A 14,367-nucleotide genomic window follows, 5' to 3' on the forward strand; every position below is an offset into this window, starting at 1 on the left:
CATATATGCCGTTGCCGAGCCTGGTGCGAATAACCCCATGGCAGGTGGAGTTTTGGGGTCAGACCCCGTTCGGGGTCTGACCCCTGCTGCCTTGCCATCAGTGTTGTTCGGGGTCAGACCCCATTCAGCCAAGCCGGGGTCTGACCCCCGCCGCCTCGCCATTGTTGTTGTTTGGGGTCAGACCCCATGCGGGGTCTGACCCCCTTCAACCAAAGCGCATGAACCTTGACATTTATTAAGGAATCGCATGCGTTATGGCTGCATAGTGTCCGCTAGGCGTCAAGCCGTCAATCATTACCAAGGACATCGATTGTGTTGCACACCGTACTAGAAAGACTCAAGCTCAAGGGAAAATCTCTGTTGCCCATTGTACAAGGAGGAATGGGCGTCGGCGTGTCCGCCCATCGCTTGGCCGGCACGGTGGCCTCGCTTGGCGCCATGGGCACGATTTCGAGCGTCGACCTGCGTCGCCACCATCCCGACCTCATGGTGGAGACCGGCCGTTCGCGCGACCGGGCACTTATCGACAAGACCAATCTCATCGCGCTCGATCGGGAAGTGAAGGCCGCGAAGGAAATGGCGGAAGGGAAGGGATTTGTCGCCGTCAACGTGATGCGCGCGGTTTCCGAATACGCGTCTTATGTGCGCCAGTCATGCGAAAGCGGGGCGGACGCGGTCGTCGTTGGCGCAGGGCTGCCGCTTGACCTGCCCGAGCTCACCGCCGATTTCCCCAAGGTTGCCATTGTGCCCATTCTGTCCGATGTTCGCGGCATCAGCCTGATACTGAAGAAGTGGATGCGCAAGAACCGCCTGCCCGATGCCATCGTGATCGAGAATCCGAAATACGCGGCAGGCCATCTGGGCGCCCCCACGGCCGATGCGGTGAATAGTCCGAATTTCGCCTTTTCCAATGTGCTGGAAGGCACACGCCAGCTATTCAAGGATCTTGACCTGGAAAAGGAAAGCATTCCGCTGATTACGGGTGGCGGCATACATAGCCACGAGCAGGTAAAACAACTGCTTGGCATGGGCGCCAATGCCGTGCAGCTGGGATCGCCTTTCGCGGTGACGGAGGAAGGCGATGCCCATCCCAACTTCAAGAAAGTGCTGGTCGAGGCCAGGCCCGAAGACATTGTGACTTTCATGAGCGTCGCCGGCCTGCCTGCACGCGCCGTGCGCACGCCATGGCTGGAAGCCTATCTCGAAAAGGAAGAAAAACTCCAGCGCGCCGCCAAGCAGCGCCCGTGCACCGTGGGTTTCGATTGCCTGGTTTCTTGCGGACTGCGCGACGGCATTGCCAAGCATGGCCAGTTCTGCATCGATACCCGCCTGGCATTTGCACTGGCCGGCGACATCAAGCGCGGACTCTTTTTCCGCGGCTCCGAAAAATTGCCTTTCGGCAACGCCATCCGCCCGGTGCGCGAACTCATCGAGTACATGCTGACGGGCATCCGCCCCGTCCTGGCCGCCGTTGCGCCGCCGACCGTGCGTCCTATGCACGATCTCGTTCCGGCGTGAGGGGTCTCGGGGTCAGACCCTATTCAGGGTCTGACCCCAATCGCACTGTCGCGGGGTCAGACCCCCTGGTGGGGTCTGACCCCTTCAAGCGGTTTCTGCATCAGCGCAATGAAAGCGCCCAGAACGAGGATGGCCGCGGAAACCGCCAGGCCGATTGAAAGCGAGCCGAATCGGTCGCTGATCCAGCCGGCGGCGACCGGGCCTATGGTTTGTCCGATGGCGAAGAGGCTGGTGACGACGGCCAGTGCGCCGCCCCAGGCGGGTTTGGGAAGATTGGTCTTGACGAAGCCCGTGGCGGCCGAGGGCACCATGAACACGCTGGATCCGACAAGCGCTGCCGACAACCAGATTCCTGCGATATTGGGCATCCCAAGCGGCAGGGCGGCGCCGGCTGCCAGCACCAACATCGAGGCCGCCATGGGCAGCCCGTCCTGCCTGCCATTGAACAGCCGTTTCCACAGGATCGGCGCCAGCAAAGTCATGATGCCCAGGATGCTCCACATGATGGAGGTCGTGGCCGCGAGCGGCAGCGTCTGGATCGCGCTCTGGCGCAACCAGGCGACGATGAAAGTCATGTAGGCGATATAGCCCAGGCCGAACAGAAAGTATCCGGCGAGCTCGGGAACGCAGGGCCGCAGCGGCCATTTTGCCGAGCCGCCCGACACCGACGGTTCGATGATGTCCCGCATGGCGGCGATCGCGGCCACCGACAGGGGAATGCAGACTGCGCCGCACGCGATCCAGGCCCAGGTCCAGGCCGCGGGTCCGGCGAAGTCGAACAGCCAGGGCAGGAGCGCTCCGGTGAACAGCATGCCGATGCCGCCGCCGCTGAAGAAAATCACGATGGCCCGCGTGCCGACCACGCCGGACAGCACGCCGCCGCAGATGAAGGCTCCCGCCGCGCCGAATCCCGACAGAAAGCGAAAGGCGGTCAGGAGTTCGAAGTCGCGGGTCAGGCCGCTGGCCAGCAGCGAAAGCGTGGTGACCGCCAGACCGCCCAGAAACAGCCGCTTGTTGCCCAGGCGGCCAACCAGATAAATGGTGAGCAGCGACCCCAGCAGGTAGCCCAGCGCGTTGGCGGTATTGAGCCAGCCCGCTTGCGCGTAATTGAGATCCAGATCGGTCTTCATGGCCGGCAGGATCAGCGCGTAGCCGAAGCGCGCGAACCCCACCGCCACGGCCGCGCCGCCCGAAAGGGCCCAGGGTATGATCGCCGGATTCATCAGACTGTGTCGCCTCGTTCGTGGGTCTGGTTTTTTGTAGCGCCATCATAATCCACCTGCCACCAGTCGGGCAGCAGGCCGCGTATGCGGGTTTGCAGATAGCGGTCGTCGATGAGATGAAGGACGCCCTGGTCCGTCGGAGAGCGGATCACCCGTCCCGCGGCCTGCACGACTTTCTGCAGGCCGGGATATAAATAGGCGTAGTCGTAGGCGACTCGCTTGCCGAAGACCTGCTCCATGCACCGCATGCGCTGTTCGTTCACGGGATTCACTTGCGGCAGTCCCAGTGTGGACACGAAGGCGCCGATGAGCCGTGTGCCCGGCAAGTCTATGCCCTCCGACAAGGCGCCGCCCAGTACGGCAAAGCCGATTCCCGTGCCCTCCGGCGTGAACCGGGCGAGGAAGTCGGCACGGTCGGTTTCGCTCATGCGGCGCGATTGTGTCCAGACGGGGATATCCGGATGACTGAGCATGAAGGCTTGCGCGCATCGTTCCAGGTAATCGAAGCTGCTGAAGTAGCTCAGGTAGTTGCCCGGGCGCTGCCGGTACTGTTGCGCCATCAACTGCGCAATGGGGCCGGCCGAGCGTTCGCGGTCGGCGTAGCGGGTCGAGATATGGCCCGCGATGCGCACGTCCAATTGTTCGGCATGGAAAGGAGCGGCGACATTCACGTAGGCGGTGTCTGCAGGCAGGCCCAGCGTGTCGCGATAGAAGTGCCAGGGCGTGAGGGTTGCGGAAAACAGCACACAGCCGTGGCTGGCGGCAAAACGCTCTTGCAGGTGAGGAGCCGGGATCATGTTCCTCAGGCACAGGCGGCGATCCACGGAATGGTTCCGGCCGCCTTGGGCGGGCGACAGCGTCAAGTCGTAGATGGAATGGGACCCGAAAGACTCCGAGAGCTTCAGGAAGTGCTGAACCAGAAAATGCAGGGACTGCAGGTCGGGGTGAGGGGCCACCGCCGCCTGGGTGAAGTGCTCGGCCATGGCGACGCCGGCGCGCTGCAGCATGGGCAGCAGGCCGGCGGGTGGCTCTTCGTATGCACAATAAGCCTGGGGCTGGTCCTGGAATGCCTTGCGCCAGGCGCGCAACAAGGCGTCGAGCCGCTTTCTCATCGCCGGCGGCGCCGCCGGCCTGGCCGCAATGATGTCCGCTTCGCAGAGTTCCGCGCTGTACATGCTGCGCGCGCGTTCCAGCAGATTGTGGGCCTCGTCGACCAGCAAGGCGGTACGCCATTGCCTCTCTTGGCCCAGGCTGTACAGCAGTGCGCTGGTATCGAAATAATAGTTGTAATCGCCCACGATGACGTCGCACCACTTGGCCAGTTCCTGGCCCAGCCAGTACGGACACAGCTCATGCCGCAAGGCGATGTCGCGCAACCTGCGCTGGTCCAGGATTCCGGAGGCGTTCACGGCGTCGTGGCGGGCATGGGGCAGCTTGTCGTAGAAACCGCGAGCCAGGGGGCAGGATTCGCCATGGCACTGCAAGTCAGGGTATTCGCAGGTCTTTTCGCGAGCGGTCAGTTCCAGGACACGCGGTCCGATGGTGTTCGAAGCGGAATCGTCCGGGGCCAGGAGCGCCAGGGCGTCGAGCGCCAGCTGGCGGCCGGATGTCTTGGCGGTCAGGAAGAGTATCTTGTCGAGTTGCTCGCGTGGGGCGGCCTTGAGCATGGGAAACAGCGTGCCCACGGTCTTGCCGATGCCGGTGGGCGCTTGGGCGATCAGTTGGCGCCTCTGGCAGCTTGCTTTGTAGACGGATTCCGCGAGCGTGCGCTGGCCCGCACGAAAGCCGGCATGGGGAAAGGCCATGGCTTGGCATGCCTGATCCCGCGATTGCCGATGTCGTTGTTCCTGTTCGGCCCAGGCGAGATAACGCTCGCAGAGCGCCAGGAAGGCGAGTTCGAGGGCCGGCGCGGCGCAGTCCTCGACCAGCATCGATTCCCGTCCTTCGTCGACGTCGAAATACACGAGCGCGACGTGTATGCGGTCGAGCCCGCGCTGTCGGCACAGCAGGTGGGCATAGGTCTTGGCCTGCGCCCAGTGCAGCGCTTTCTGGTTGTCCGGTATCGACTCCGCCCGGCCGCGGCAGGTCTTGATCTCCTCCAGCCGGTTGTCCGCGGGATCGTAGCCGTCGGCGCGTCCGCGTACTCGCAGCGTCTTGAATTCGCCGGATAGACCGATCTCGGATTCGTAGCCTACCGCCCGGCGCGTGCGGACGAGCGCGTGGCCTTCGATGCCTTCCTGAGCGGTGGCGCCCGGCGTGAAACGCAAGTCCAGGTCGCCTGTCCGGGCGCCGAACTCGCACAGTGCACGCACAGCGACGACGTGATTCACGATGCGGGACGCCGCACGTGGCAGACACTGACCGGGATACCGTGTTCGCGGCAATAGGCGATCCAGCGTCGTTGGTTGTCCTGCAGGCGGTCGCCCGGGCCTTTCACTTCTATCATGCGATAGCGCTGCTCGGCCGGCCAGAACTGGATCAGGTCGGGCAGTCCCGAGCGATTGCTGCGGATGTCTACCAGAAGGCGGGCGAACAGCCGGCTCAGATGTTCCGGAGGTATGCAGGCCAGGGCAAGCTCCATCAAGGCTTCATCCAGAGCCTGCCAATTCAGGAAGCTGCATTGCACGCCTGCCTTGTCCCGGAAGTTCTTGCGTATGGTGTCCCGATAGCGTCCGTCGTCGAGCTGAGAGAAACAGGCATCAAACAGCGCCTTCCGCCGGACATGGAAGCCGGGGCGCAACAAATCGGCCGGAGCGGCCTGAAAAGGATGGAAGAATGCGGCGGGAACCGGTGCGAAGACCGCTTCCCAGCACAGCAGGCCGAAGAGGCCATTGACCAGGCTGTTTTCCACATAGAACACCGGTGCGTCATCTTGCCATAGGTGCCGCAGGACCTCGGCCTCGACCCGGGATGGACAAGGCCCTTGTGCCAGCGTGAGATCCAGGCGTTCCACTTCGAGCCGGGCGGCAGGCTGGTCCGGCGGCATGCCGCAGTGGCGCAGCAGCCTGGGCAGCATGCGCTGCAATTGCTGGGTTTCCGCTTCGTCGGCGGGCGCAGCCAGGGCGTCGAGGGCCAGGCGCGTGGCGTCCTTGAAACGCGCCTGGCGCTCGAGCACCCGCACATGGCGGGCGCGGGCTTCGGCATGGCTGCTGCGTTCATAGCAGGACGCGGCAGCATCCCATTGATGCCGCCGCTCATGGTGCCGGCCGGCACGGAACAGCAGCCTGGCGCGCCGTGACTCCAGCCAGGGATTCTGGAAGGGAGATGCGGGTATGGCCGCCATGGCTTCGTTCACGGCATCGTCTTCGGCGTCTGTCTCCAGCAGTTCCGTACAACGATGCAGGCCCAGGTAGTCGTCGATATCCGTGCGCAGCTGGAAAGCGCGGGAGGACGGGGGGAAGTCGACCTGCTCGTACACATAAAGGCCCAGCTCTGCCAGGACGAATTCCGTCCAGTCCTGCCTGAGGTTCCCGAAGAACATCAGGCGGTACCGGTCGCAAAGATCCGTGATCTGGAGGCGATATGCCGGGCTTTCCCGTTCTGCGCCGAACCATAGCGAAACGGGTTGCGTTTCAGGGCATCGAGACAGCAGATGATCCATCTGCGCCTGTTTCGCGGCGCGCGCCAGGCCCGCCGAGGCGAGCTGGGCGCCGAAGGCGGGCGTCAATTCGGCGCGGGTGTACAAGCCGAAAAGCTCGTCGATGCGGACGGCAGGATCATGTTCGACCCAGCCGGCGGAGATGAGCGGGGCGGAGGCCGCCACAGGATCTCCGATTTCAGGATAAGCCAGCCTGTCCGCTCGGAAAAGCCGGCCTTTGCGCATGACCATGCGGACGAGCAGGGCGCGGGAAGGGCGCGGAAGACAGCCAAATTCCCGCATGAATCCATGTTCGACGGGCGACAGCAGGTCGGGATAGCGCGCACGCAGCCAGTCCAGGACGAACTCGAAATTATCCAGGTAGTAAAACGGATTGGGTAATGGGGTAGCGGGAGGCATGAAAGGCGTGTTGCACTGTATTTTTGTACAGTTTACCAGCATCGGGCGCACCTGGAAGCGGTTGCTGCCACCCCTCTTTGTTAAGCATATGTTGCGAAGCGGGCGGCTTTCGAGGCCATGCAACCGTTCTTGTTACATTTGCTCGGTTTTTGTGCGGATTACGCTTTCAAGGATCGTTTACGGTAATGCCAAGCCCGACTGATTTTATGAACGGGCAGCTTAACGAAGGCGGCGGGGCTTCTCCGGCCGCCGGAAAACAAGGAGCAAGACCATGAACAAAGATACTATCGAAGGTCAGTGGAAGCAATTGTCCGGCAAGGCGAAGGCCGTATGGGGCGATATCACCGACGATGAGTTGACCCGCATCAATGGCAATGCTCAACAGCTTGCGGGCCTGGTGCAAGAGCGCTATGGCCGTACACGCGAAGAGGCCGAGCGTGAAGTAAAGGAATTCTTCGATAAGAACCGATAGCGGCGGCATCCGAATACACGTTCCGGGCATGCTGCTTGGATAAGTCGAAAAAAGGAGAATGCCATGCTTTACTACGCCGTTGTATTTTTCGTGATTGCGATCATTGCCGCATTTCTGGGGTTCGGGGGCATCGCCGCAGGCGCCGCATCGATCGCCCAGATCCTGTTCTACATCTTCATCGTACTCGCGGTGCTCGCCATATTGAGCGGCCTGTTCCGCAAGCGATAAACAAGCCAGTGCTGCCCGGCCTCTGTGGCGGGTTGCTTGGTCCGCCGGCTCTTCCTCGGGCTCGCGGACCTTTTTTTGCGCAGCGTCGGAGTGGAGTGCGTTCCCACGGCTTCGGTTATGCTGTCATCCATGAAACACCGGACCTTACTTCAACATGCCTCGGCCGTGGCTGCGCTTGGCGCATGCATGGCCGCGCACGCGGGCGACACCGCCTGGACTCAGGAGAAGATCAGCGCCGCCATCAACCATGCGGGCCGCCCGGTCATGGTCCGGTACGCGCCGATCTCGAGCCGCCCTGGCGGCGACCCGAAACCCGGCGCGGCCATCACCGCGGTCTATGCGACACGCGAGTTCCGCGGCGGCGTATTGGTCCATAGCAAACTTTGCTGGAACGGCGCGCAGCGCTGCGTGCCGATCGTCGGCGCGGATGTGCGAAGCAAGGACTTCAACGGCCTGGATCCTGGCCAGCCTTTTTACCTCGTCCATACGGTCCAGGGCAGGGGCCCGCTAGCTCAGCCGCTTTTCATCAAGGGCAGCGTGACGGTCTGGTACCGCTAGGGCCTGTTAGCGTTGACAGGCACTAGGGCGTGCGCATCCACAGTGAGGAGGCGTCTATGTCAGCCAGCGTGGGCCTGCCGGCAAGCGCCATGGTGACCTCGAGTTCGCTGCGCAGGATATGCAGCACATGCGCGACACCGGTGGCGCCCGCCGCAGCCAGAGCGTGCATGTAGGGGCGGCCGATCAAAGTCGATGTAGCGCCCAGGGCGATGGCTTTGAACACATCGCTGCCTCGGCGGATGCCGCCGTCCAACAGGATGGGCGCTCTTTGCTTTACGGCTGCCGCGATCTCGGGCAGCACGTCCAGCGTGGCGGGCAAGGTATCCAGCGTCCGTCCGCCATGATTGGACACGATCAGGCCGGCTGCGCCGCGGTCGAGGGCGCGTAAAGCGTCGTCGGCAGTACCCACGCCCTTCACCAGCACCGGCAAGCGGCTGTGGGCGACCAGCCATTCCAGATCGGTCCAGCGCGGTGCCAGCTTGAGCAACCGACTGCCGAACAAGGTATTCGCGCCGGCCTGCGCCACATGGGCGGGGGCCTGCATGCCGCGCAGGTTGACGGATTCAATGCCGTCGGGCAAGGCGAACCGGACCCTCTGCTCGCGATTGCGTATGCCGTTCACCGGCGCGTCGACAGTCAGGACCAGAGCGCGGTATCCCGCCGTTTCAACCCTGCGCAACAGATCGAGCGTGAGGTCGCGGTCCGCTTGCAGATATAGCTGAAACCACAGCGTGGTGTGCGATGCGGAGGCGACCTCGGCGAGGTCCGTGCTGGATTGGGTGCTGAGCACCATGCCTGCCCGCATGGCCGAAGCGCCAAGCACCGTGGCGAGTTCTCCGTCGGGATGGGCGAGCTTGTGCCAGGCTACCGGAGCGAGCATGATGGGATATTCGAATCGCTGTCCCAGTATCTCGACCTGTGTGCTGGCGTTGCTAAGGTCGGCCAATACGCTTTGCCGCAGGCCCACACGTTTGAATGCCGCAAGGTTTTCCGCCAGCGTGAGTTCGTCGGCGGCGGCGCCGTCGACATATTCCCACGCGGAGACGGTCATGCGTTCACGTGCGTAACGGGCGTAATCGCCTGCCGTTGCTATGTCTGGCGGAATGCTTGCCAATGGCGGCTGGAGTGTGCGCTGCATAGACATCCAATGCGGTCACGTGTTGGACCATTCGCGTATCAGGTTATGGTATACCCCGGTCAACCGAGAGATGGACTCGTGATCGGTGGCGGCGCTCGACAGGCTTTGTATGCTGTTGTCGAGCTCCCACAGCATGGCGCGCCGATGGTCCTCGCGTATCAGGCTTTGCGTCCAGAAGAATGAGGCAAGCCTGGTGCCTTGCGTGACCGGCGTCACGCGGTGCAGGCTGGAGCCCGGATAGATGACCATATGGCCGGCCGGCAGCTTGACGCGATGGCTGCCGTAGCTGTCTTCGACGATCAGCTCGCCGCCTTCGTATTCATCCGGTTCGGAAAAAAACAAGGTAGAGGAGATATCGCTGCGCACGCGCTGGGCCGTGCCCGGCACGCCGAAAATCGCATTGTCTATATGGTTGCCATAGGTGCCGCCGCCTTCGTAGCGGTTGAAGCGGGGCGGTAAAACGCGCAACGGCAGGGCGGCGGCGATGAAGGTCTGGTTCTGGCTCAATTGCTGCAGGATCAGCTCGCCGACCTGCTGAGCGACCGGATGGTCCAGTGGCAACTGGAGGTTTTGCTTCGCGCGGGCGGCGACATGACCTGCTGTCGCGCGACCGTCGGTCCAGTCAGCGTGTTCCAGTGCGTGGCGGCATTTCCGAAGCTGCTCCGCGCTGAGCACATTGGGAATCCGGATCATCATGATGGCGTCCTTCACTGTTCGAACATGAGGCTGAAAACGGCGGAACCGCCTGTGTAGCGGTTCCGTGCGGCCTGGTCGCCGCGCGACGACCAGGCATACTGTAGCAAACTTCGTTTGCCGGTACTTTGCGTCAGCGCATCAGAACTTCGCTTCCGCGTTCAGGATGAATGTACGGCCCGCGCCCGGCACGCCGTACAGCTGGAAGCCGTCCGAGCTCGAGGTGCCGCGCGCAATGTAGAACTTGTCGAAGATATTGTTCACGTTCAGGCGCAGGGCCAGGTTCTTGTTGAGCTTGTAGCCCATCGAGGCGTTGAACAGCCAGAAGCTGGGCATCTCGGAATCGTTCGGAGAACGGCCGCCCTGGCGCGCGCCATCCGTGGTGTTTCCAGAGTAGAACTTCCGTTTGCCGACGTATTGCGCACCCAGGCCTGCGTCCCACTGAGACGTGATCTGATAGTTGGTCCACAGATTGAACGTCATCTTGGGCACGTTCTTCAAATCGCCGCCCACTTGCAGCGGATCGGCCGCATCTTCAAGGATTTCGCCGTCCAGGACGGTGAAGCCGCCGTATGCCGACCACTGGGGCGTGATGTTGCCCGCCAGCCCGATTTCGAATCCGCGCACGCGTTCCTTGGCGCCCGTCTGTGTGATCAGGCCGAACTCATCGTAGTCGGTGGGATTGTTGCGTTCGATCTGGAAGAGGGCGCTGGTAAGCGACAGCTTGTTGTCGAGCAGGTCCCATTTCGTGCCGAGCTCCCAGGTCTTGGCCTTGCCGGGCGAATAGTCGTAGCCGCCGCTGCCGCCGCCGCTGCGCGATGCCGCCGCCGCTGCCGAGGGCTGCGACGCCTGACTGTAAGAAAGATAGACGCTGCCGTACTCGACCGGCTTGTAAACCAGGCCGATGCGGCCGCTCCACAGGCCTTCTTTCTGTTGGTCGGGCAGCGTGCCGCCGGTAGCGTTGTACCATTTCACGCGGTAGCGGTCATAGCGCAGACCCGCCGCGATTTCCCAGTTCTTGTTCAAGGTGATCTGATCGTAGGCATACAGTGCCCAGTTGGTGACCTTGGCGCCGCTCTCGTCGGTATTTTCGGTATTGCGCCATGGGCCCGCATAGTAGGTGTCGGGGTCGCGTACGTCGATGACGCGTTTGCCGCTGCCCAGGAAGGGCAGGCTGCGGCTGTATGGATCCTTGCGGTAGCTTTCCTCGTAGAACTCGACGCCCGTCACCATCTGGTGGCGCACGCTGCCCGTGTTGAAGTCCAGGTTCAGGTCGGTCTGGTTGGCAATGATCTTGCCCTTGTAGGAGTTCGTGTTGTTGAGCCGGGGGGCAGCCAGAAAGCCGCTTGGATAGGTTTCCACGCCCCGGTTGTTGTAGCCCCAGAAGTCGTTGGTGTTGGCCGTGACGACGGCGCCCGGTTGCGATCCGGCGGGCACGTTGAGCAGGCGACCACCTGTGGTCAGGTAAGTGAAGCGCTTGGTTTCCGACCAGCGCGTCTGGTTGCGGACCGCCACCTTGCTGTTGAAGTCGTGCTCCAGGCGCAGCATGGCGCTGGTGGTCTCGGTTTCTTCGGTGTCGGCGTTGCGCAGCCCACCCCAGAAGTCCTCGCTGATCCCGTTCATGCGTTGGCCGTTCCGATCCAGCGGCAGGCCGAAATCAGGGGTGTTGTTATCTTTTTGGTGGAACACCGCCGCCGTCACGCGGGTCGGCGTACCCAGACCCCACGAGAACGACGGAGCGATTCCCCAGCGGTCGAAGTCCGTCGATCCGCGCCCGGCGACATCGTTCTTGTGGGTCATGGCGTTCAGGCGGAAAGCGCTGGTTTCGCCGATTTGATGGTTCAGGTCGGCGGTCTCGTGGCGGTACTTGTCGGTGCCCAGGCTCACGTTGAAATCGTAGAAGCTTCCAAGCTTCGGCGTTTTGGTGACCAGGTTGACGGATCCGCCTATGGCGGCCACGCCGGATTCGATCGAGCCCGTGCCTTTGTAGACTTCGACCTGCTCCAGGTTGAAGATATCGTTGCGCGAACTCAGCGCGCTGTCGCGAACGCCGTCAACGGTGATGCTTTGTTCGGACGAGAAGCCGCGTATCGTGAACATGTCGCCCCAGCCCGCGCCGCCTTCGCCCGATGAAAAGGTGACGCCAGGCACGTTGCCCAGTACATCCTGCAGGCTTTGCGCGTTCTGTTGCTTCAGCACTTCCGCTGGAACGATGTTGATCGTTTGCGGGGTATCGAGCAGTGGAGCCTGGAACTTGGCGGATTGAACGTCCTCTGCCTTGAAGGTGGGGACCTCGCCCTGGACCTTGACTGGCGTGAGTTCCGAAACATTCGATTGCTGGGCGTTGGCCGTCATCGGCATTGCCAATGCGCCGCAAACAGCAAAATAAAGCAGGCTTGGCCTTGACGACGAGGGGGGGTCTTCAATCTGATACATTCAGCTTCTCCGAGTAAATAATGGACACAAATCGCTCAATGGCACTGCGTGGGTATTTGGTTTTCCTGGGGAAGAAGGCGGCATGCCTTGCGAATAGGCAAGACCGGCCATGGCGGCACGCGAGCCATGCAAAACGATTGATAAGCTGAATGATATCTATTCTTATTTTTATATATGACAAATACCTAAATTTAGATCAAAAATCTCAGTTTATGTTGTTGTTGAACAACAATCATAGAGGCAAGATGAGGGAATTTAGAAAAACATGCCGTGTATTGCCGGCATGAAATAGATCGCTCACATCTATTCAGGATTTTGAAAGCCGTAAGAATATATCGGGATGTGATGGGTTTTGTCGAAGCCCGTTTGGCTGCGGGCTGCTTGCCCGCAGCCAAACGGGCTGGATTCTTGCTTACGGCAAGCAGTCAGCTTCCCCGCATCTCGGTGTTATTTTTGCTCGTCCAGGCTGCGCACTGCCGTGTTCAGGCGGCCGAAGTCGAACTCGGCCGCCGTGCGCAGCAGGCGTAGCGAAACCAGGGTGACGATGGCCGGAACGAAGACGGCAAGCAGGAAAGACTCCAGCAAATATTCCGGCCGGTCGCCCGGCGCGGGAAAGAGCGCGAGTCCGGCCAGCAGGCCGCAGGCTGTGCTCACGAAAGCGATCCGGCCGTTGTGCCTGGGATTGAAAAGGCCGAAGAACACCGGAAAGGCCGCCGCGCAGCATAGCAGGTCGGCCAACAGGAACAGATAGAGCACGCTGTATCCCTGCGCCGCGGCAATGATGACGGGGATCGCCAGCAGGAAGATCAACCAGCGCGAAAGCCGCATCAAGGTGGGCCTGGAGACATGCGGCGCGACGCGGCGAACGTCGACGGCGATCAGGCTGGAAACTGCGCTGATCACGGTGTCCGCCGTGCTCATGACCAGTGCGAGGCCCAGAGGAATGAGCGACACGGCGAACCATGCGGGCACCTGCGGCATGATGACGGCGAACAAAGCGATGGAGCTGTCGCCGCCTTGCCCGAGGCCGGTGAACGCCAGGCCGAAGAGTCCCATCATGAAGATGATGGGGCCGACCAGGACCCCGGCCAGCAGGAAGCCGCGGCGCATGCTGCGGTTATCCTGCGCGGAATAGACCCGTTGCCAATTGCCTTGGTGGAACAGGCCGGTCAGCAAGATGGCGACGAAGAAGGTCAAGCCGGCCTTGATGCCCATGGGGTCGGTCAGGCTCAGCAACTGGGGGGCATGGTCTTGCAGGCCCTGGACCGTGGGCTCTATGCCGCCGATGGCGCGCCAGCCCAGCACCAGCAGGATCAAGAGCAGGGGCACGATGACGGCCATCTGGACTTTGTCGGTCACGATGGAGGCGCGCAGCCCGCCATAGGCGGTGTAAATCAGGGTGGAGATCATGACGATCGTGGCGGTGACCCACAGCGGAACGGGCGCCAACAGTGTGACCAGCTTCGCGATTGCCGTGATTTCCGCCGTGAGCGCGATGAACATGTAGAAGAGCATGATCAGCAGTGTCAGCAGATACATGGCGCGTCCATAGCGCAGCACGACGAATTCCGTGAGCGTATGGCCTTGCGGGATAAGCTCGCGCATCCGGCGGCCCAGCGGAATCATGAGGATACGGGGCGAAACCGCACCCAGCGCATAGCCGATGACGGCCGCCAGTCCGCCCCATGTCGCCGCCTGGGCGGGAGAAAAAAGTATCCATCCGCCCAGCGACGTTGCCAGCAGGGTCAGCATGGTGGCCGTCGTGCTCTGGCTATTGCGCGCGATGACGTAGTCTTCGAGGCTGCCGCGTTCGCTTCTTGCGTACAGAACGCCTGAAATGGTGAAGGCCGCCGCAAACAGCAGCAGGCATAATATCGTGATCGATGTGCTGAACATTTTCCATCCCTACGCCGGTATGAACCGGATCAGGTTCAAAGGGTTACCGCAGCCATCTGCAGAGTCTCAGCCCGAAATGGGCTCCCCCAGGAACAAAGCGCAAAGCTTAAAGTGCCTTGAGCGCCGGGTCAAGAGGAAGGGGTCAGACCCCATGCGGGGTCTGACCCCAGCCAATTTCCCCAGGGTCAGACCCCGCATGGGGTCTGAC

General features: G+C 62.0%; 11 protein-coding genes and 1 riboswitch. Of the genes, 4 read left to right on the forward strand and 7 right to left on the reverse strand.

The window, feature by feature from the left end:
• Positions 1-381: 381 nt before the first annotated feature.
• Positions 382-1,518, forward strand: a complete 1,137-nt coding sequence (locus ACSBPU_RS09015; RefSeq protein ID WP_442598283.1) for an NAD(P)H-dependent flavin oxidoreductase — start codon at positions 382-384, stop codon at positions 1,516-1,518.
• A gap of 56 nt (positions 1,519-1,574) precedes the next feature.
• Here the strand turns inward: ACSBPU_RS09015 and ACSBPU_RS09020 are convergent, their stop codons facing one another.
• The 3 genes from ACSBPU_RS09020 to ACSBPU_RS09030 are packed head-to-tail and all read right to left on the reverse strand — an operon-like array spanning position 1,575 to position 6,738.
• Positions 1,575-2,741 (reverse strand): YbfB/YjiJ family MFS transporter, encoded by a 1,167-nt coding sequence (locus tag ACSBPU_RS09020; protein WP_442597393.1) that lies wholly within the window; start codon positions 2,739-2,741, stop codon positions 1,575-1,577.
• Positions 2,741-5,071: an ATP-dependent DNA helicase gene (locus ACSBPU_RS09025; RefSeq protein ID WP_442597395.1), complete on the reverse strand. Its 2,331-nt coding sequence runs from the start codon at positions 5,069-5,071 to the stop codon at positions 2,741-2,743. The genes ACSBPU_RS09020 and ACSBPU_RS09025 overlap by 1 nt, the downstream gene beginning before the upstream one ends.
• Entirely contained in the window at positions 5,068-6,738 is a 1,671-nt protein-coding gene (locus ACSBPU_RS09030; RefSeq protein ID WP_442597397.1) for a VRR-NUC domain-containing protein, read from the reverse strand. The genes ACSBPU_RS09025 and ACSBPU_RS09030 overlap by 4 nt, the downstream gene beginning before the upstream one ends.
• Positions 6,739-7,009: 271 nt before the next feature.
• On the opposite strand from ACSBPU_RS09030, the gene ACSBPU_RS09035 reads away from it, so the two are divergent.
• The 3 genes from ACSBPU_RS09035 to ACSBPU_RS09045 all read left to right on the forward strand — a co-directional run bounded on the left by ACSBPU_RS09035 (position 7,010) and on the right by ACSBPU_RS09045 (position 7,996).
• Positions 7,010-7,210, forward strand: coding sequence for a CsbD family protein (locus tag ACSBPU_RS09035; protein ID WP_180070801.1), 201 nt, complete (start codon positions 7,010-7,012; stop codon positions 7,208-7,210).
• 63 nt (positions 7,211-7,273) lie between these two features.
• On the forward strand, positions 7,274-7,438 hold the full coding sequence (locus tag ACSBPU_RS09040) for a DUF1328 family protein (protein ID WP_180070799.1): 165 nt from the start codon (positions 7,274-7,276) through the stop codon (positions 7,436-7,438).
• A 129-nt stretch (positions 7,439-7,567) separates the two neighbouring features.
• The gene (locus ACSBPU_RS09045; protein ID WP_442597399.1) at positions 7,568-7,996 is read left to right on the forward strand and encodes a flagellar protein FlhE; all 429 of its coding nucleotides are present in this window, start codon (positions 7,568-7,570) and stop codon (positions 7,994-7,996) included.
• Positions 7,997-8,018: 22 nt separating this feature from the next.
• Here ACSBPU_RS09045 and ACSBPU_RS09050 read toward each other — a convergent pair whose 3' ends face one another.
• The 4 genes from ACSBPU_RS09050 to ACSBPU_RS09065 all read right to left on the reverse strand — a co-directional run bounded on the left by ACSBPU_RS09050 (position 8,019) and on the right by ACSBPU_RS09065 (position 14,159).
• A complete protein-coding gene (locus ACSBPU_RS09050) occupies positions 8,019-9,134 on the reverse strand; it encodes an alpha-hydroxy acid oxidase (protein ID WP_442597401.1) in 1,116 nt (371 codons plus the stop codon).
• Between the two features lie 15 nt (positions 9,135-9,149).
• On the reverse strand, positions 9,150-9,830 hold the full coding sequence (locus tag ACSBPU_RS09055; RefSeq protein ID WP_442597403.1) for a Fe2+-dependent dioxygenase: 681 nt from the start codon (positions 9,828-9,830) through the stop codon (positions 9,150-9,152).
• A gap of 138 nt (positions 9,831-9,968) precedes the next feature.
• On the reverse strand, positions 9,969-12,182 hold the full coding sequence (locus ACSBPU_RS09060; RefSeq protein WP_442597405.1) for a TonB-dependent receptor: 2,214 nt from the start codon (positions 12,180-12,182) through the stop codon (positions 9,969-9,971).
• A 528-nt stretch (positions 12,183-12,710) separates the two neighbouring features.
• Positions 12,711-14,159, reverse strand: a complete 1,449-nt coding sequence (locus ACSBPU_RS09065; RefSeq protein ID WP_442597407.1) for a sodium:solute symporter family protein — start codon at positions 14,157-14,159, stop codon at positions 12,711-12,713.
• Positions 14,149-14,257, reverse strand: a riboswitch (TPP riboswitch). Its footprint overlaps the gene before it by 11 nt.
• Positions 14,258-14,367: the final 110 nt, after the last annotated feature.

It is taken from the genome of Parapusillimonas sp. JC17 (assembly GCF_052180245.1).
In the GTDB taxonomy this organism is placed as follows: domain Bacteria; phylum Pseudomonadota; class Gammaproteobacteria; order Burkholderiales; family Burkholderiaceae_B; genus Parapusillimonas.